The sequence below is a fragment of the Colwellia sp. MB02u-10 genome, assembly GCF_014077185.1.
Classification (GTDB): Bacteria; Pseudomonadota; Gammaproteobacteria; order Enterobacterales; family Alteromonadaceae; genus Cognaticolwellia.
Genome location: NZ_JACGVK010000138.1, coordinates 1 through 18,902 on the forward strand (window position 1 = coordinate 1; position 18,902 = coordinate 18,902).

14 protein-coding genes and 1 pseudogene are annotated in these 18,902 nt (G+C 38.8%); 4 read left to right on the forward strand and 11 right to left on the reverse strand.

What is annotated here, in order from left to right:
• Positions 1-125: 125 nt before the first annotated feature.
• Positions 126-464: pseudogene (locus H4J59_RS19550) on the forward strand (transposase); the annotation flags it as partial.
• A gap of 138 nt (positions 465-602) precedes the next feature.
• Here H4J59_RS19550 and H4J59_RS17265 read toward each other — a convergent pair.
• From H4J59_RS17265 to ftsY, 6 genes are all read right to left on the reverse strand, one after another.
• Positions 603-3,992, reverse strand: a complete 3,390-nt coding sequence (locus H4J59_RS17265) for a DUF6701 domain-containing protein (protein WP_182241242.1) — start codon at positions 3,990-3,992, stop codon at positions 603-605.
• 574 nt (positions 3,993-4,566) lie between these two features.
• Positions 4,567-7,074, reverse strand: coding sequence for a TonB-dependent siderophore receptor (locus H4J59_RS17270; RefSeq protein ID WP_182241243.1), 2,508 nt, complete (start codon positions 7,072-7,074; stop codon positions 4,567-4,569).
• A 347-nt stretch (positions 7,075-7,421) separates the two neighbouring features.
• A complete protein-coding gene (rpoH, locus tag H4J59_RS17275; protein ID WP_182241244.1) occupies positions 7,422-8,285 on the reverse strand; it encodes an RNA polymerase sigma factor RpoH in 864 nt (287 codons plus the stop codon).
• A 278-nt stretch (positions 8,286-8,563) separates the two neighbouring features.
• Complete coding sequence (gene ftsX / locus H4J59_RS17280) at positions 8,564-9,541, reverse strand: permease-like cell division protein FtsX (RefSeq protein ID WP_182241245.1); 978 nt, start codon at positions 9,539-9,541, stop codon at positions 8,564-8,566.
• Entirely contained in the window at positions 9,531-10,232 is a 702-nt protein-coding gene (ftsE, locus tag H4J59_RS17285; RefSeq protein WP_182137086.1) for a cell division ATP-binding protein FtsE, read from the reverse strand. Before ftsE ends, ftsX begins: the two co-directional genes overlap by 11 nt.
• An 11-nt stretch (positions 10,233-10,243) precedes the next feature.
• On the reverse strand, positions 10,244-11,428 hold the full coding sequence (gene ftsY, locus H4J59_RS17290; RefSeq protein WP_182241246.1) for a signal recognition particle-docking protein FtsY: 1,185 nt from the start codon (positions 11,426-11,428) through the stop codon (positions 10,244-10,246).
• Positions 11,429-11,603: 175 nt separating this feature from the next.
• Between ftsY and rsmD the strand changes: the two genes are divergently transcribed.
• Positions 11,604-12,194, forward strand: coding sequence for a 16S rRNA (guanine(966)-N(2))-methyltransferase RsmD (gene rsmD / locus H4J59_RS17295; protein ID WP_182241247.1), 591 nt, complete (start codon positions 11,604-11,606; stop codon positions 12,192-12,194).
• Positions 12,195-12,302: 108 nt separating this feature from the next.
• Here the strand turns inward: rsmD and H4J59_RS17300 are convergent, their stop codons facing one another.
• The 5 genes from H4J59_RS17300 to H4J59_RS17320 all read right to left on the reverse strand — a co-directional run bounded on the left by H4J59_RS17300 (position 12,303) and on the right by H4J59_RS17320 (position 17,354).
• Complete coding sequence (locus H4J59_RS17300; protein ID WP_182241248.1) at positions 12,303-13,895, reverse strand: serine hydrolase; 1,593 nt, start codon at positions 13,893-13,895, stop codon at positions 12,303-12,305.
• Positions 13,896-14,015: 120 nt separating this feature from the next.
• Positions 14,016-14,303 carry a hypothetical protein gene (locus H4J59_RS17305; protein ID WP_310733219.1) on the reverse strand — a complete coding sequence of 96 codons (288 nt, stop codon included), beginning with the start codon at positions 14,301-14,303 and terminating at the stop codon, positions 14,016-14,018.
• A 94-nt stretch (positions 14,304-14,397) separates the two neighbouring features.
• Complete coding sequence (locus H4J59_RS17310; protein ID WP_220469873.1) at positions 14,398-15,366, reverse strand: adenosylmethionine decarboxylase; 969 nt, start codon at positions 15,364-15,366, stop codon at positions 14,398-14,400.
• A 141-nt stretch (positions 15,367-15,507) separates the two neighbouring features.
• Positions 15,508-16,134, reverse strand: a complete 627-nt coding sequence (locus H4J59_RS17315; protein ID WP_220461188.1) for a YjaG family protein — start codon at positions 16,132-16,134, stop codon at positions 15,508-15,510.
• Between the two features lie 443 nt (positions 16,135-16,577).
• The gene (locus H4J59_RS17320) at positions 16,578-17,354 is read right to left on the reverse strand and encodes a SapC family protein (RefSeq protein ID WP_182241249.1); all 777 of its coding nucleotides are present in this window, start codon (positions 17,352-17,354) and stop codon (positions 16,578-16,580) included.
• A 192-nt stretch (positions 17,355-17,546) separates the two neighbouring features.
• On the opposite strand from H4J59_RS17320, the gene H4J59_RS17325 reads away from it, so the two are divergent.
• Together H4J59_RS17325 and H4J59_RS17330 are read left to right on the forward strand one after the other, a co-directional pair.
• Positions 17,547-17,858 (forward strand): hypothetical protein, encoded by a 312-nt coding sequence (locus H4J59_RS17325; RefSeq protein ID WP_182241250.1) that lies wholly within the window; start codon positions 17,547-17,549, stop codon positions 17,856-17,858.
• Between the two features lie 671 nt (positions 17,859-18,529).
• Complete coding sequence (locus H4J59_RS17330; protein ID WP_182241251.1) at positions 18,530-18,679, forward strand: entericidin A/B family lipoprotein; 150 nt, start codon at positions 18,530-18,532, stop codon at positions 18,677-18,679.
• Positions 18,680-18,902: the final 223 nt, after the last annotated feature.

Genomic DNA, 18,902 nt, shown 5'->3' on the forward strand with positions numbered 1-18,902 from the left:
CTGGTTAAAATACACCAAGGCTACGGTGCTCTCAATCACAATAGCCAGCTATTGCTCAATCAAGCGTCTTGCCCTGATGCATTTTCTCTGCGCACAACAAGATCACAAATTTAATGAAAGTGGTAAAGAATATGCCTGATGCAGAGTTATTTAATTCCTTGCCCGGTACAGGCCCTTTTTTAGCACCTAGGCTGTTGGTGGCAATGGGTGAAAATAAAGATAAATTTAAAGATGCAGCAGAAATAGCTCCTGTCACTGAAAGAAGTGGTAAAAAATGTTGGGTGCAATGGCGTTGGTAGTGCTCAAAATTTCTAAAACAATCGTTTATTGAATGGTTCGAACAGTCGGTACCAAGATCATTATGGGCAGGTCTTTATTACACTCAACAACGTGAAAAAGGAAGCTCACATCCGGTTGCGGTAAGAGGCTTAGCATTCAAGTGGACCCGCATATTATTTAAGTGTTAAAAATCGAGTGTTTTATATTCTAAATCGAAGTGTTGACAAGTATTGAAAGATAAATCAAAGCATAATCTCTCCCTTGTTTTTTCGGTTACTTTAATAGAAAATTCAAGTAGTTATTTTGTGTTGCGCGATTAGGATCTAATCAAATACTTCTCCTTGATAAGTAATTCTGTCATTACCACGAAACAAACCAAAGGCGGCCGTAGCAGTAGGGTTTTCATCAAATGATTTGGTCTCATCACCATTCCAATTCCAGTCATACTTAAGCCATGAATAAATATCATACTCAATATTTATTGTGCCCTGATTACCTGCCCCTGGAGCCATTAAAATTATGGCTTGGGTTTCACCTTTCTCAAGTTGTCCTGTGACGGCATTCACACTTACTAAATTTTTATCTAATGTTCCTGAATGAAGTATGACATTGCTCGCATTATAGGGTGTACAGCTGTCTTGTTCATTGGCCACATAACGTCCACTGGCATTTAAATACTCCGTAGATAATTTTTGAGGAAAATTGGCGGTTTCGGGACCAAAACTATTTTCGATTAAAGCACGACCAAAGCGAAGGTTAATACCGGTTGTACTGGTAATATCTACGGGATTAGTAATGCCAATACCATCACTATCAACAAAGTTAACTTGATCAATTAAAAAATCAATATTATTGTCTTGTGCAATAACCTCTGAATTTTCATTACGTGGATAAAAAAAGTTATCACCATCAGCTAATTCATAATGTAATATTCCTGCACCAAGGGTGTCGCCAAAGCTAGGGGCACTAGCAACGAGTCCATCATGACTCAAGGTGCCAGCGAGTAGCTTAGCGGTTAAAGGCAGAAAATTAGTGTCTTTGCCTAAAATAGTAGAGTCTGTTGTAGGTCGTATAATAAAATTAGCCGCGGCAATAAATTTGTTATAACCCGGTTCGGTATAATTTTGTACTGTGACACCTTGAACATTTTTTGCCGTTAGTTCAATAACAGGCTTAGCAAGATAAGATATCGCCCCTTTTGTAGTATCACTCACCATAACTTGCCCAGTATAGGCAAAAGTCGTATTTTGATTACAAACGGCAAAAAAGGCTCCTGGTTCTACCACCGTTTGTTCAAAATAATCAGGGGTAAAACGTCCTATATTAAGACTGTCGGTGGTAATGGTATTACCTGAAAAGCCATAGTCGAGATCTTGAAGGTCCAGAGATAATAAGCCCACTTCAGAATAAGAGGCACTGTTAGTAGAAGACACTCCTGAATTAAACGCACTTAACCTAACCGGTTTAATACTTATATACTTTGGCGTAAGTTTACTTTCTATTGTGCCAGTACCATAGTTAAACGTACCATCAACACCACCTGCCGTAGGACCTGTTCTCGTTAATAACAGTTGAATATCATTAGGAATATAATTAGCCGTAATGTTGGTCGGTGAAGTGCCAAGAGCGTTATAGGCTGTTACGGTAAAATCAAATGCTTGTCCCGCTTTATGTTTTATAGCTGAGCTACTCGAATTACCAGTGATAGCGCTGCCACCAGCTGTTGCAGTAACCACTAATCTTGCAGGGCTCACCCAAAAATCATTACTCTCGCCAACTAGGCTAACACCACCCACATTGTATTTAGCATACAAACGAATTTTTCCGGCGTCTAAGTACACTGGCATTGGGATGGTTGCTTTGCTCTCAGCACCAAAATCAAGTGTTATGATTGGAGTATAAATGGGATATTTATCAATACTTGTACCTGAAGTGCCGTTGATTTTAAAATTTAAGCCCGTTGTTACGCTAGGTGCAATATTTTGTTGCGACAATTCAACATCGACATTACCCGTGAACAAGCCGGTACAAACCCCATTCACGTTCTCTACTGCTTGCAGTTTTATTATATCTGCAAAGTTATTGCCACTTGTTTGATTACCGATAGACGTTGTTTCAGCAGCACCATATAAAAACCTGAAGCCTGCATCAGTAAATATCAGTTCACAACTGGTTGAGTCGCCACTTTTACATTCATACGTTTGATCTATACTTAATGTTGCTGTGCCTGGATGGGTATAAGAAAAGCTAGCAACAGTACTGCCTCCAACAACAGTTACCGTTTGATCAAGTATCCCATTAATGGATAACTTCACGTCAATAGCATCAGCGTATAAAGTAGAGCACGTTGTGTCAGCGCAAACCTTGACCGTAAAGTTCTCGGAAGCGCAAGTCAAACCTTGGCCATCATGCTCGATTTGAAAGTGATTGAACGCTGGTGCTGCTACCGAGCAACTGGCTGACACCGGCACAACCAGTGTAGTGTCGTTAGTTACACTGTTGGTTATGGTGACTACCCCTGCACCCGATGCAGCCACACTGCCACCAACTCGTGAGTCCGTTAAAGTGATAGCGCCTGCTATGGTGGATATATTACCTCCGATAAGATTATTCGTTGACGTCACAACACCTGCGCCTGTAACGATTATATTGCCTGCGACCGTGCTTTGACTACCAACAGTGATGGCCCCTGGAACGCTTCTGATATCACCGCCTATTTGTACATTGGTTGTTATTGTGACGACACCGGCGCCGGTGGTGATGACGCTGCCGCAAATCGAACTTCGATCCCCAACAGTGATGCCACCTGCGATAGTTTCAATATCACCGCCAACTGAAACATTTGTCAAAAGAGTGACAACACCTGCTTCGGTGGTAATACTGCCACTGACAATCGAACTTCCATCCCCAATAGTGATGCCACCTGCGATAGTTTCAATACCACCGCCAATTGAAACATTTGTCAAAAGAGTGACAACACCTGCTTCGGTGGTAATATCGCCACCGATAATAGAACTTCCACCAACAGTGACGCCACCTGCAATAGTTTCAATACCACCAGCCACTGAAACACTGGGCGAAAGAGTGACAACACCTGCTTCGGTGGTAATATCACCACCGACAACACTCAAACCGGCGACATTAACTGCACCGAGATCAGTGTGAATAAAACCACCCACAGTGCTGCTTGCACCTAGGGTAACGACCCCAGTAGTAGTGCTGGCTGTGATATTGCCACCAATAGAACTTCCCGCGCCCAAATTAATGCCGGCAGTGCCAGTCACATTTGTATTTAAAATAGTATCGGCACCTAGTGTCAGCACCCCATTAGTGACAATATTTAAGTCTGAGGTGGTACCTTGAGCATTAATCAAATTACCCGCGGCTGTCGTGAATGCACCAGTGAAAGTAACGGTGACAGGTGTTGTTAGCAATCCTACTGAGATGGTGTCTCCATCGGCAAGAGTGAGCGCACCGCAAGTATAGGAAGTTGTGCTTAGTTGATTGGCAGTTATGCTTGGATCATCAATACTACAGCCAGCCGGTAATTGACCAACTGGCAATTGACCAACTGGGGGGAATTCGTACTCAGTCGCCGCCTGCGCTGGCATTCCAGTCAGTAATATCGACAGCAGCGCAACCAAAAATAACAGCTCCCAACGGGTGGTATTTGAAATAATGTCATAGCGGTGTATGGTTTTACGTTGTGTCATTTTTTAATACCGGTTGTAAAAGTGAATTAATTTTTTTCAATGCTTAGTAATACTTCCTACTTAGAAATAGATAAAATTACAATATTTGGTATTAGTACTACAAACGATTTTAATGTTGACTATATTATCATTACAATTTCAAATATACTCTTAAAGTTCAAATATCAGAGTAAGATCATGAACTTTCATATTTGATTGTACCCTAAGAAACTAACCTGACAGGTCAAATTAAGCATTCTAATATAAGGCAGGCGATTAGTTAATTTCTTATCTGTATGACCTTTTGCTCAGTTTCAAGTTGGTTAACTTGCTTTGCTTAATAGTATTACAAGCATCATTTCTCTATTTAAAACTACATAATAATTTTCTCTAAACTCATTGCGTTGAGTTTTATAACGTTCACCTTAAGTCTTTGTCGATAGTGAACGTTACTTTTAAGCTTGCCATTCATTAACCAGCATAAATAGATCTAAAATATTAAATGCTACTTGATCAGCTATAACATAAAAAAAGCGATGGTTTTGCCATCGCTTTTTTAAGGTAGCCCAAGTCATTAACCTAGGCTTTGAGTTAGTTAAAAGTTATAAGAGGTACTAATGAACATGTTTCGACCTACCACATCATAGATACTGGGTACTGTGCCCATATCATTACCGCCAAGTACTGCCTCAGGTTCAGTATCAAAAAGGTTTTTAACGCCGCCATTAACAGCCCATTGGTCATTAATATGGTATGAGGCTGAAACGTTATGGTAGATAATATCATCAGTGGCGAATTGCTCACCGTAATATTCACCATCCATGCCACGAATAAACTGCGCACTATAAAGTACGGTTAGATCATCAGTTACATAGCCAGAAACCGATAAATTAGACTTAATATCAGCATAGCCACCAATATTGCCATCGATAGTGCCGGTGTAGTCTGTGTCGTCTTGTTCAAATTCAATTAAGTACGTGGTATCAAAAGTAACTTTAAACAAGTCATGGCTATAGCTGACATTCCAATCAACACCTGAAGTTTTTTGCGAGCCGATATTGGTTAATTGAGCGCTTAAGTCAGATAAATCACCACCAGCCGTAATATTTACCGCTGTACATGAAGCTTGAGCACCGTTAAAGCAGGCATTCAATTCTTGCTGAACATCAACGCGGCTAATGGCGTTGGTAATATCAAATGCCCAGTAATCTATTGTCGTAGAAAGGTTGTCAGTTAACTCGAACACAGCACCAAAAGTAAATGACTCGCTTTCTTCAGGCTGTAAGTCGTCATCACTGGTGTAATTGACTTTAATTTGTGGATCTAGCTCATTATCCCATGGGTCACTCAAGTAGTCATAAGAGCCGCTGTCACCGCCGTATAATTCACTTACACTCGGTGCTCTAAAGCCTGTAGCGGCTACTGAACGTACCATAAAAGAATCATTCACTCGGTACGTGGCACCTAGTTTCCACGTTATCTCACCACCAAAAGTAGAGTACTGGTCATAACGCGAAGCGGCTTCAAAGGTTAACTCATCAGTAACTGGCACTGAGACTTCACCGTAGACTGATTGCACAGAATAGTTACCGTCAGTAGCAAACTGCTGTGCTGCGGTACTTTCACCTTTTTGAGTCACTTCATCAGGCGTATAGTAGCCACTTTCATGACGGGTTTCAAAACCCACTGCATAACCAATATCGCTTTCAGTTACGCCACTATAACCCGCAGCTAAAGTGAATTGCTCATTGCCGCCTTCATTTTCCTCATTGTATATAATGCCTTCAGACACTAAAACACTTTTATCAAATGCTTCGCCACTGAACCAAGTGCTTTGGTCTTGGTAGATACTGGTTGCCATATTACCGGCATGAATCGAATTTTGAACGCTATCTTTCGAGTCATTTCGGCCGTATGTTGCCGAAATATCCCACATAGCATCATTTTCTAAATAGCCTTTAAGGCCAATTGACGCACGATAAGTATCAGTTTCTTGTGAGTAGATACGTGGACCAGCGTCAGTCATACGACGTCGGTAATTTACTTTATCACCAATAACATGGTGATCATCGGGATCATCAATAGCAGAGTTAAGTTCATCAAAAACGTCTTGAATGTTGTCAATATGTATAGAATTCAAATTATTGGAGGCTAAATCTAAGTTCGCTGGCTGTGGTGCTAATTGCTGATTAGATTCACGGCGTGTATACATTAAATCAACATTGAGCTCAGTATCTGAATCTAGCGCAGTATTGTAAGCCGTAAAGAAGCTTAATAATTCATTCGGTGTTTGCGCATAGCTATCATCAGTATAGTCGTATGAAGTGTCTCTTGACTTAAAACCACCTGATGCATCGGCAACTAGACCCGCTAAAGAACCTTGCGGAATAAATGACGATGCACCCGGTTCAACAAAGTCACGGTCAGATTGAATAACTTCACCACGATCAGAATACTGTAAACCTAAAACTAAATTACCATTAGCTAGCTCTACACCATGTAAAATATTAATACCTTTACTCGTAGCGTCACCTTTATCAGTTTGGCTGCCTTCAACCGTTAACTCAGTACCAACGAAATCTTTTTTAGTGATAATATTAACTACACCAGCAATGGCATCAGAACCATAAACAGCAGACGCACCATCTTTAAGAATTTCAATGTTTTTGATCATGGCAACGGGTATGGTATTCAAGTCCACGGCTGAATCAGCACCTGTGCCTGATGACACCATACGACGACCATTTAATAGTACTAAAGTGCGTTGAGCACCCATACCACGTAAATTTACTGTTGCCGAACCACCTGAGCCATTATTAGTGGTAGCGCCTAAACTCATGCCTGCAGCAGTAGGCTGTGCTGATAATATTTCTGCTACTGAGGTGTAGCCACTTTGGGTAATAAATTCTGACGATATTACCGTTATTGGGCTGGCTGTTTCAATATCAGTACGGGTGATACGTGAGCCTGTTACCTCGATACGTTCAACACTTGCCATTTGCTTTTCTGCAGCACTAACCTGACCAGCAACAACTAAAGAGCTAGTGGTACCTGCGAGTAAAGCAACGCGAATAGCATGGCTTAAAAATTTTTCTGAATACATTAAATTCTCCAAACATCGATTATAGCTTTTTTATAAAATGGCGTTTTATCGCCTAAAGCAATTTTGCGACAAAAGTTCAGTGAGGTTTGTTATTTAATGTTGAAGAGTTGTAATACAACGTTGGACTAGTGTGACTTTCATTGTGATTATGTTACTTTATGTTGGAAAAACACCCTTAACCTAGATTTAAGCGGTTGTTTTATAAGCACAATAATCACCTTGTCGCTATGGAAATTTTTCTATTATCATGCTTCACAGCCATGTAACCAAGACAGACTGTTTATTTTTCACATAAATTCTGCACATAAAAAAACCGGCATAAAGCCGGTCTAAATTATTTTTTAGCGCTATGCTGCCATGGCACCTTTTAACTTTGCTAAGGCATTTTTCTCTAATTGTCGAACGCGCTCTGCTGATATTTCATATTTATTCGCTAACTCTTGTAAGGTAGTTTTTTCGTCATGCAACCAACGAGTACGAATAATATCTTGGCTTCGCTCGTCAAGACCTACTAAAGCATTACTTAACCTTTTATTAGCGTGCTGCTCCCAGTTCGAGTCTTCTACTTCAGTAGCAAGATTGGATTGTTTATCTTCTAAATATTGCGCTGGAGAATAAGTACTGGCGCTAGCATTATCATCATCATCAGTTGATAATTCGAATGCTTGATCTTGATTACTCATCCGAGATTCCATTTCCAAAACATCTTTGGGCGTTACACCTAAGGTTTCAGCAACATTATGGACTTCATCGTGACTAAACCAACCTAAACGCTTTTTATTTTTGCGTAGGTTAAAAAATAATTTTCGTTGTGCCTTGGTAGTGGCAACTTTAACGATACGCCAATTTTTTAGCACAAATTCATGAATTTCAGCTTTGATCCAATGCACAGCAAATGATACTAGACGCACACCCACTTCTGGATTAAAGCGTTTAACCGCTTTCATTAAACCTATGTTACCTTCCTGAATTAAGTCAGCTTGTGGTAAACCATAACCGGCATAACCTTTAGCTACATGAATAACAAAACGAAGGTGCGACATAATTAACTCTTGCGCCGCTTTTAAATCATTTTCAGAATATAAACGAGTTGCTAATTCACGCTCCTTTTCAGCTGTTAGCATTGGAATGCTATATGCTGATTGCACGTATGCCTCAATGCTGCCACTTTTGGGCACAGTTAAAACCATTGATTGCATTGCTTCACTCATTTAATAACTCCTCTATCTAATCTGGTCGATGATAATAACATATATACCCAAATCACCTCAAGATCCTCATCTAAGTGATAAATGAAAATAATACGGTGCAGGGTGTATGAAAGATCAATATGACTTTAATGAGCTAACACTAGCTTAGAAGACAGGGTGAAACAATACTCTCTGTCAGTTTTTTCGTGAATAATTTGTTAAACTTTGTCACCAAAATTAAAATCACTATAAATTACAAGATGGTGGTGAGTAAAAAAAGCAACTACAAACAGAGGATATTAATCTGCGGTTGGCTCAATTGCTCGGATATGTTGACGTACAGAAATGAAACTGCCTAATAAACCTAAGCCTATTGCCGTTAGTTGTAGTATCGCTAATTCGTTAAATGATAAGCCTGAAAAAACGAATTGGCTTTGATACAGATCAGTTAACTGGCGTAAAGCGCCAGAAATATAGTTGGCTAAAATAGCGACACAAATACTCGCTACAAAACCACCGAGTAACCCGTACCAAATGCCAGCATATAAAAATGGCCGCTGAATAAAATCATCTGTCGCGCCCACTAATTTCATCACAGCAATCGCATCTTTTTGGTTAAGTATGGCCAATCGAATGGTATTACCAATAATTAAGACTACGGATAAGCACAATAATATGGCGATACCAATAACAACGTCTTCTATCAGAGCTGCTATAGCCTGTAATCGAGTTAGCCATTCCAAATCCAGTTTACCTTGATCAACAGCGCGCTCTTGTTCTAATTTAAGTAATAACTCATGGGCAGCTTGTGCCTGGCTAAAACGTTTAATTGGCGTTACCAATAAGGTTGCCGGTAATGGATTTTCATCTAAATATTCCAATGCTTGGCCAAAACCAGAACTCACTTTAAACTCAGTTAACGCCTGTTCAGCAGAAATATAAACAACATTAGCTACTTCAGGGTAAAGCTGAATACGTTGCACAAGGTTTTGTGCGACTTTATCAGAGGTTGATAGCTGCAAAAACAAGGTGATTTCTGAGGCAGAATTCCACTGTTCGGTAACTGTTTGGGTGTTTTTTACAAACAAATGTAAGGTGGCAGGCAAGGTTAAACTAATCCCTAAAACAAGTACGGTCATCACAGAAGTAAAGGGTGTGCGCCACAAGTCACCTAAGCTCCCTATCGCTTGCTGCAAGTGCCGTAAAACTCTGGCAGTAATGCGTCCAGTCCAGTTTAAATGCTGACTATTATTGTGGCGAGTATCATTAGCTGCCATTACGTTCACTTATCGTTTGTAAACCATCAACAATACCGTCGGTGATCATATGACCTTGCTTTAAAGTCAGTGTGCGATACCTCATGCGGGCAATTAACCCTAAATCATGGGTCGCAATTAACACACTGATGCCCATATCATTAAACTCTTCAAATAATCGAATAATATCTAATGAAAGCTTAGGGTCTAAATTACCCGTAGGCTCATCTGCTAGTAATATGGGTGGCTTATTAACAATCGCCCGAGCAATGCCGACACGTTGCTGTTCGCCACCCGAAAGCATATTTGGAAAGCACTTTAATTTACTGGTTAAATGCACTTTATCAAGTGCCGCTTCAACACGCTTACGAGTTTCTTTGTGGCTATAGCCTTCAATAATCAAAGGCAGAGCAACGTTATCAAAAACAGTGCGGTCGGGTAACAAATTATGGCTCTGAAAAATCATACCAATACCGCGACGTACATAAGGGACTTGTGCATACTTAATGGTAGATAATTCAGTACCATTAATCTCAATACTGCCAACCGTTGGCTTTTCCATCACACTCATGAGTTTCAATAAGGTACTCTTACCGGCGCCAGAATGGCCCGTTAAAAACGCCATTTCGCCAGGAGCAATAGTGAAACTCACTTTTTTAAGTGCTAAAAATCCTCCTGGGTAGGTTTTACTAACGTTATTAAATCGGATCATATCAGGTCTTATTACTCTTGTGCTTCGCGTGTGAACAAGGCGTCAATAAAGTCATTATCATTAAATGGCCGTAAATCATCAATACCTTCACCAACACCTAAATAGCGAATGGGAATAGCATGCTTGTCCGCCACAGCAAACACAACACCACCCTTTGCAGTACCATCAAGTTTTGTTAATACTAATCCAGTTAAACCCACAGCTTCGTTAAAAAGTTTAGTTTGGCTTAAAGCGTTTTGTCCGGTACCTGCATCTAGGGTTAGCATCACCTCATGGGGAGCATTAACATCGAGTTTTTTCATTACTCGTACCACTTTTTTCAGCTCTTCCATCAAATGGCTTTTATTTTGTAAGCGCCCAGCTGTGTCGGCTATTAACACGTCAACGCCACGCGCTTTAGCGGAACTGATAGCATCAAAAATAACCGAGGCACTATCAGCACCTGTATGTTGAGCGATGACCGGCACATCATTTCGATCACCCCATACTTGTAATTGTTCAACGGCCGCAGCACGGAACGTGTCTCCAGCTGCCAACATAACCGACTTGCCTTCGGCCTGAAATTGCTTCGCTAATTTACCAATAGTGGTGGTTTTACCCACCCCGTTAACGCCGACCATTAAAATAACATAAGGGCTATTAGATGACGGGATCACTAAGGGCTGGGTAACAGGTTCAATAATTTTTTTCAGCTCAGCTTTTAATAAATCATATAAAGCTTCGGCATTTTTGAGTTGCTGACGCGATGCAGATTCTGTTAACGCTGTAATAATTTTTGTCGTGGTTTCAACACCAACATCTGCTATCAACAAATGGGTTTCGAGTTCTTCAAATAACGCGTCATCAATTTTTTTACCGCTAAATAAACTGAAAAGCCCGCCACCTAAATTTTGCCGTGTTTTAGTTAAACCCTGCTTTAAACGAGCAAAAAAGCCAACTTTGGGCTCTGGCTCTGGCTCTGGCTCTGCAGGTAAGTCTTCAATAATGGCATTGTCGATTGCAAGCTCTTTTGCCGGTGTTTGCTGATTATTTTGAGTCATTTTTTCTTCATGACTCATCGCATCAGTGGTTAAATGCTCTTCAGAGGCCGCTACTTGCTCAGTCTCGTCAGTAACATTCTCAACAACTGAGGCCGCGTCTTCTTGCTGTTTTTTACCTAGACCTAACCAGGAGAACATACCTTTTTTCTTTGACATAAATGTATTTACAATATTAATTTGATGTAGAGGTTTACTACTAAAACCATCTATCTAAGGCATGTTCTAACTTGAACAATTCATTAGATTAATTGCTATTCGCGGGTAAACAAGGATAAAATTGTCGATATAGTATCACCTAACCTGCCGACAAAAAACAAAAGCTGTTTAAGTTATGAGCAAAGTCAAAAAACAATCAGAAAAAAGTGCCCCAAAAGGCCATATTCGCATTATTGCAGGCCAACATCGTGGTCGCAAATTACCCGTATTGATGGCCGATGGTTTGCGGCCAACTACCGATCGTGTCAAAGAAACGGTTTTTAATTGGCTCATGCCTTATATTCAAGACGCTAATTGCTTAGATTGCTTTGCTGGCTCTGGTGGGCTGGGTTTTGAGGCCATATCTCGCGGCGCAAATTCAGCAATTTTAGTCGAGTTGAATAAAGCAGCAGCTCAGCAATTAAACGATAACAAAGCGTTACTCAAAGCTAATAATATCAGAGTTATACAGCAAAATGCCTTAAACTTTTTGCACAGTAACCAACAAGCTTATTCGTTAGTGTTTATTGATCCACCTTTTAGAAAAGGCCTAGCGCAAAAAGCCGCTGAGTTATTAGTCGAAAAAGGCTTAACTGACGAGGCATTGATCTATGTTGAAATGGAAGCTGACGATAACCTGCAAATAATGCCAAGCCATTGGCAACTTTTAAAAGAAAAGGTGGCTGGCCAAGTCATCTATCGACTCTACCAAAATAGTTCAGAGTAAGGACAGCGCCTAAGCATTAGCCTTATTTACCCCAAATTAAATTTAGTTAAGTTGATTAAAATGTGCTAAAAAAGCGCCATCAGACGCTTTTTTTATTCGTCACTTATCCTATTTACCCACTGATTTAGGCCAAAGTTTTAGATCATGAAAATCAAAACTAAAATCTGTCGCCCAAGACACTGCTTTCATACTGACATAGCTAATACTGCCATCGGGATTTAAATTAAAGTTCACATAAGCATCGGCTTCTAAAGTTCGATCGTCCCAACGTACAATAAAAGTATTGTGCTGATAATGCGCTAAGGTGCCATGCAGTGCCGGGGTATGAGCAAACTGCATAACTAAGTGGTTATTTTCTAAGCTAATGGTTATTTCACCATACCAATCATCCGCATAATTTTGCGCATAATTTGCTAACGGTAAAGAAGGTGTTGAGCTTTTATCGGCGGCTGCAGCTACTTTGGCTAACTGTGCTTTTTTGTTGGCATTATTTTTTTGCTGCAATCTAACATAATGCGCAACCCAATCTTTTTCGGGTAGTTCAAGATATTCAGTCAAAATTTGTTGAGATAAAGCATTAAAAGCAAAACCTGATTGTTGATTGGTTAAAATAACCATGGCTAAATTTTCTTCTGGTACCATCACCACTTTTGACACCATGCCTAATATGCCGCCGGTATGTCGTACGACTTTTACGCCATGATAATCTTTAACAAACCAACCTAACGCATAAGCATAAAAATGCGTTTTATCTTGCTCGCTAGCTTGTGATGAAACCGGTAAAAGCGTACGTGCTTGCCACATTTCACGACTTTGCTGTTCACTAAAAAGCCTTAACGCTTTATCGCCATCAACACCGTATTGTCCAAGATTAAGCTGAGCTTTAAGCCATAACGCCATATCATTAACACTAGATGCAACCGAGCCTGCTGATGAAAATCTCTCTAAAAAATTTCCACCAATAATCTGCAACTCACCATCTAATAACACATGAGCGCGAGCCACATTTTTATTACTTTTAGGAATTAAAGAGAAAGTTGCGTGGGTATTATCCATACCTAATGGCTCAAAAATACGGTGTTGAATAACCTCTTGCCAAGGTTTACCTGTGAGTTTGGCAATAATCTCACCCGCAATAATATACATTAGATTGTCGTAAGCAAATTCACTACGAAAGCTCGACACTTGGGGTAAATATTTTAAACCTTTAATAACGTCTTGATTACTTAACGTGGTTTCTGGCCAGATCATTAAGTCGCCAGCACCTAAACCTAAGCCACTGTTATGCGACAATAAATCACTAATAGTAAATTCTCGCGTAACATAGGCATCGGGTAGTTGAAACGCAGGAATGATATCAATAACTTTAGTTCCCCAAGTCAATTTCCCTTCGTCTACTAAACCCGCTAACAATGCCACGGTCATGGCTTTAGTATTTGAGGCAATGCCAAATAAGGTATCGGCAGTCACTTTTTCTTTACTGCCCTGCTTAAGCACACCAAAGCCTTTACTTAGCACAACTTCGTTATCTTTAATAATTGCCACAGCAATGCCGGGCACTTGAAATGCTGCCATAGTTTTACTGACTGACAACTCAATATTAGCGACTTTACTACTAACAGTTTTATCTGCAGCTTCAGCAAAACCCAAGGGGGAAAAAAGTAGTGTGCTAACCCATAACCATGCATAAGATAATTTCATTTACCGTCCTATTTTTATTGTTATTCGTTGTCATCACGCTAACGAAGTCGTGGTCTTTCATTCATATTAGCATTCATCGTAAAAGGATACAGACTGAAAAATGATGACTGCAACACTAGTTTAATAACGCAAATACATTTTTTCATGGTCTAAACCTTTTGATGTTTGTGGTATGTGCTGACGACAGGCATCAACCACCATAGTGCACTTTTCTCCTCCGATGTGGCGTAAAACTTCACGCGCAGTACCACCGTCGCCACCACCAATAATCAAGACATTTTTTGCTGCAGGGTGAACAAATAATGGCACGTGAGTAATCATGTCATGGTAGGCAAACTCATCGCGTTCGGTCACCATAATTAAGCCATCAGTGAGTAACATTTTTCCATGGCCTTTAGTTTCAACCACATCAGCCGTTTTAAATTCATTTTTTCCGGAAAAAGTACTTTTTCTATTTTAAATTTTAAACCTAAAAAGTCTTGAAGTTTTTTCTACTAAAAAATCACAGTGCATGGTTTTCTCCTGCTAAATCAAGCACCGTTGCTTGCATAAATTTTTGCTGCGGTAATATATAGTTAGCAAAACAAACTAAATAATTATTGCTTAAATGCTCGCTTACTAAGGATTTGCTCACATAATTTTTTGGAATAAACTCCTCCGTTAAGTTAGCAAAATCAAAGTCATTAAAGCTCAGTAAATCAAACGATTTTGGTGCTAGTATCGCTAAAAAATCAGCCGCAATTTTTATTAAATTAATATTGGATTCAATACTGACGTAACTACTGTTAGCTTGAGGCGTAACATGAATAGTGAGATATTTTTTACCTTTAATCGCATTAACAGAGTAACCAAAGGGATCAAAAACAAAATCATCCAAGGTAAAGTCAGCAAAGAATTTGTCTAATTGTAAAAATTGACGAATTTCCTGTGCGGTTAAACCCACAGTGGTCAGCTTTTCAGAAGCCCGATCGCTAATTTGATATGCAAGCAGTTCATAGGTTTTATCTAATTTATCTGCTTGAAAACTGTTATCCTGATGAAAAATATAGTTATGATGGCTGTCCAACTCACCAAAACGATAGGCTTTACCCGTAACATATTGCCCGAGCAACTTAATGTCGTCACCAAAACTACTTGGTTGAGCATGGGAAAAATATTCATTTTTACGTTGATAAATAACCTGCTTAATTTTATCCATGCCGATGTGCTGAATAAAAAATTCGACCGAATGTACTAATCGTGTATTGCCACAGGTCAAAATTAATAACCTATCGTGCCAAACAAATAAGCTCGACTCTGATAACAAAAAAGCTTTACAGTCATCATTACGAATTGACGACAAAATTTGCGCATTACAACATTGAACAAACGCAGTCCAAAAGTCATCGGTAATATCATCAAGTAGCGAAAGTTGCTTGGCTTTAACAACAATTTGAGCTTTTTTTTCTGAGCCTTCAAAAAACAAAAACATATCCTCAACGTCCTAACAGCAATCGCTGATGACGCCATATTAAGTTGCCAAATTCTATAGCAAAAACAGCACACTATTTTACAAAAAAAAAGGTTACGAGCTTAACGTCAACTTAAATTGGGTTTAATTAACCACTAAAAGTTAAGCGTTAATGTCTATGCCTAAATTGGATAAACCTTCTTCTAGCACCATAGCTTTTGCCTGCAGACAACTGGCTTTATTTTCGCTAGCCGTAGTTAAAAATTCAAATAGCTCATTTTGTGTGGCTATCTCCCACTGCATTAATGGATGTTCAGCAATTTGTTGCGCTGAGATCACAATCTCTTCTTCATCAGGAGTTATTTCATCAATTTGCTGAGCTAAGCTCAACTCAACATAGTAACTGACACTATTTTCTGACAATTTACTGATATTACTCAAGCTATCACTTTCTAGGTCTTGCATACCTTGAAATAACGACATTAATGCCATGGCACTATCTAAGGCTGGAAAAACACCCAAAAAATCAAAATCATCGGGATCAGGTACTTGCTCTTCAAGTTTAGCAATTTGGGCATCATAGTTAATTTTGCAACGGTTAGCTTTATCTAACCATTGCCAGATAAGATCAAGTTGATTTCTCAAGACCTTAAAGTCACCAAACTCAACATGTTCAGCAAACATTTGATAATTAGGTAACATGCGCTCAAGTAATGCAGCACTAAATGCCACCTGCTGCCATTGACTTAATTTGCTAAAAGGTAGGTTAATCGCCACGTAAAATCTCATTTTCAATGCTAAAAAGTTGGCTGTTAGTATATAAGGATCCCAACGAAATTAGCAGTTTATTTACTGAATTTTGTTAACTGCTTCTGTGCGTAATCAAAGCGTAAGCGATACTCGGTTAATTTATCTTTAAGCGCATTAACTTGTTATTCAAGTTCCAGGTTTAGCTCAGTATTTTCATCACCAAGATACTTTATGGTTTCGCGTGTTTTGTTATATTCCACTTCTTGTTTGTCTTTACTTTCTTGCTGCCAGCGCCTATTTTTAGCCGTTGCGGCTCTGTCAGCTACTAGTACAAACGTTAAATTCAGTGTTTTAGTGGTTATGCTTTCTTGTTGCTGGTTTTTTACTATCTACCTTGAGGAAAAATTTCGGCTTAAAAAGCTAAATTTCACTCGAAAAAAAAGGACCACACGGTCCTTTTTTAAGGGTAACTTACTACGCTATTACTTTTCAGCTACAGTTTCAGTTTCAGCAGTCACAGGTGTAAAGCGAATAGCACTTACTTTAGCGGTAGATTCACTCTGGTTACGTAATTGTGCCAAACGATTAATTTGACCCATTGAACCTAATATCGCGTAAATTGGCACGAATAAACCACGCTTATGGAAATCTAAAACTTTATCGTCACTTAACTCTTGAATTTTTTTATCATTAATATTATATAAACCAACAAGTTTTTTACTTTCACCTGAGGCAAAGTTAATATTAAGTTCAAGTTCTAACAATAAGTCATTATCAAGCAATTCTTTAATGAATTTCTCGTTCATCACTTCATTATCGTATAAACGACCTAGTGAATCTTGTACACCTTGAAAAAACTCAGTGTCTTTGCCTTCAGCATCAAATAATTCATGGTCTTTATCTTCACCAACAAACTTGCTGTCTAAATCAACACAAGCCGTTAATGTTTTCTCTTTTTCTGGGTCTAAGCCTAGAGAAAAAGGTGCCATTGAAATACTTTGCGGAACATAAACTGCATTCCAAGAATCTTCTTTATAATATAAGTTTTCATTCGCTTCTAAACCTAGCATTACCACACTACGGTAGCGCTCTGTACCTTGATCTTTAACAAGTACAATAGGGTAGCTGGTTGCTGCTTGAGAATACTCAGGAGCGGTGATCGGTGCAATATGTTGATTAGATACATTTGATAAATCGCGCTTAGCAGCGATTTTAATTTTCTGATGAGTTTCTTTTTTAATCGGGGTAATGTTAGCCATGAATAAGTTCTCTTTTTACTGCGTCTTTTAAGCGTTGTCGTTTTTGACACTTCTTCGTTATTATTAGTTATGGAGACACCTAATAACGCTTTCAATGGTATAATTAAAATTAGCTTAGGTTAATTTTAATTATACTTAAGCTTCTTCATAAAAATAATTAATTAAAACCATTTAAAAACAGTATGTTAATCTATGAGAATCATCAAATACCTTTGTGCTACGGCATTTATTATTAGTCCAGTCATTTGGGCTTTGCCAAAAACAACTGTCATATTTAGCGAATCTTCTAATGGTTTTAGCCAAGTAAAAGTTAAAAACGAAACCGAAGAATCCTTAGCTTGCTTTGTTGCCATTGATGGTTATAAAGTTAAATTTTGGCTACGCATGAGATCGACCTCCAACTGGATAACTACGACAGATACACGCTTTACCTACCGAGATTTTAGTACTTGGTGTGATTATCTAGAGGTTTATCCTAACTACAAAGCTTATCAAGGGTATTAAACTTTACACTTTAAAAGGCTTAGTTTGTAACTAACAACATAATCATCAAAAATTAGCCGATACATCACAGCTTAAATAATGCCTTACTGACGAGCATTTAATCTGTGATATAAGCTTTATCCTATCTTAATCACTTGTAGTAACTCGCATCAAAAACCTCTCACAATGCCTTTTAAGCAATGGCCAAGCAACACTCAAAAAACTAATGATTAGTTGTAAGTGACTATACTATTTATAAAAAAACAGATTTCTCTTGATAAACACTCGGTTCACCTTACTAATACCTCTTACCAGTATCATCTCGTTTTATCTGCCTTATTATCGCCATTACAATAATCGTAAACGTTTAAAAAATATTGGCTAAGTGACTTTATTCTGCTTAATCCAATAATCATTGCTTTTATCTGCATTATCTCTTTGCTATTTAAACACTAAACTTTTTGCTAAAAGTGATACAAACTTAATCACCTACTGAACCAAAAATTTGATCTATAGGGCTATTTTATAGTACTGAGATAAGCTAATGATAAAACACCTGACGCTGTTAACGTTAACCAGAACAATATAAGGATAAAAGCATTGAGTTGCGCCATAATCTAATGAATATGAAATAGCGCTTAGCGTGATGCTGTCTGTGTCACGACAAACTAATAACCTAAAAGGAACAGAAAATGACAGCTAAAACATACTACTCAAAGATTAAATCAATATTAACGGTGTTATTACTAAGTAGCACCTTAGGTGCTTGTGCCACCATTGATGGTGCAGGTAAAGATCTCGAAAAAGCGGGTGAAGCCATTCAAAATGCTGCTAAAGGCTAAAATAACACTGAATATAGCGGCTTAGCTCTTCGAGTAACGTCACTTGAAAATGCGTATTTAGCCATCATATCAAATGGAGAAACATCACATTTTAACTGAAATTCTTGACTGTCAATCTAGGTCTATCTAACTGAATTTCAATAGGTAATAAAATATTTGTAATATTAGCGCTTTAAACAGTGTACTTATAATTTGACATGACCACGCTGAGTAATGATGCCAA

What these genes read in the sequence shown, in the direction of transcription:
- H4J59_RS17270 (WP_182241243.1), bottom strand. Translation starts at nt 7,074, where the DNA reads ATGTATTCAGAAAAATTTTTAAGCCATGCTATTCGCGTTGCTTTACTC.
- ftsX (WP_182241245.1), bottom strand. Translation starts at nt 9,541, where the DNA reads ATGGCAGCTAATGATACTCGCCACAATAATAGTCAGCATTTAAACTGG.
- H4J59_RS17310 (WP_220469873.1), bottom strand. Translation starts at nt 15,366, where the DNA reads ATGTTTTTGTTTTTTGAAGGCTCAGAAAAAAAAGCTCAAATTGTTGTT.
- H4J59_RS17320 (WP_182241249.1), bottom strand. Translation starts at nt 17,354, where the DNA reads ATGGCTAACATTACCCCGATTAAAAAAGAAACTCATCAGAAAATTAAA.
- rsmD (WP_182241247.1), top strand. Translation starts at nt 11,604, where the DNA reads ATGAGCAAAGTCAAAAAACAATCAGAAAAAAGTGCCCCAAAAGGCCAT.
- H4J59_RS17300 (WP_182241248.1), bottom strand. Translation starts at nt 13,895, where the DNA reads ATGAAATTATCTTATGCATGGTTATGGGTTAGCACACTACTTTTTTCC.
- H4J59_RS17315 (WP_220461188.1), bottom strand. Translation starts at nt 16,134, where the DNA reads ATGAGATTTTACGTGGCGATTAACCTACCTTTTAGCAAATTAAGTCAA.
- rpoH (WP_182241244.1), bottom strand. Translation starts at nt 8,285, where the DNA reads ATGAGTGAAGCAATGCAATCAATGGTTTTAACTGTGCCCAAAAGTGGC.
- H4J59_RS17330 (WP_182241251.1), top strand. Translation starts at nt 18,530, where the DNA reads ATGACAGCTAAAACATACTACTCAAAGATTAAATCAATATTAACGGTG.
- ftsE (WP_182137086.1), bottom strand. Translation starts at nt 10,232, where the DNA reads ATGATCCGATTTAATAACGTTAGTAAAACCTACCCAGGAGGATTTTTA.
- ftsY (WP_182241246.1), bottom strand. Translation starts at nt 11,428, where the DNA reads ATGTCAAAGAAAAAAGGTATGTTCTCCTGGTTAGGTCTAGGTAAAAAA.
- H4J59_RS17325 (WP_182241250.1), top strand. Translation starts at nt 17,547, where the DNA reads ATGAGAATCATCAAATACCTTTGTGCTACGGCATTTATTATTAGTCCA.
- H4J59_RS17265 (WP_182241242.1), bottom strand. Translation starts at nt 3,992, where the DNA reads ATGACACAACGTAAAACCATACACCGCTATGACATTATTTCAAATACC.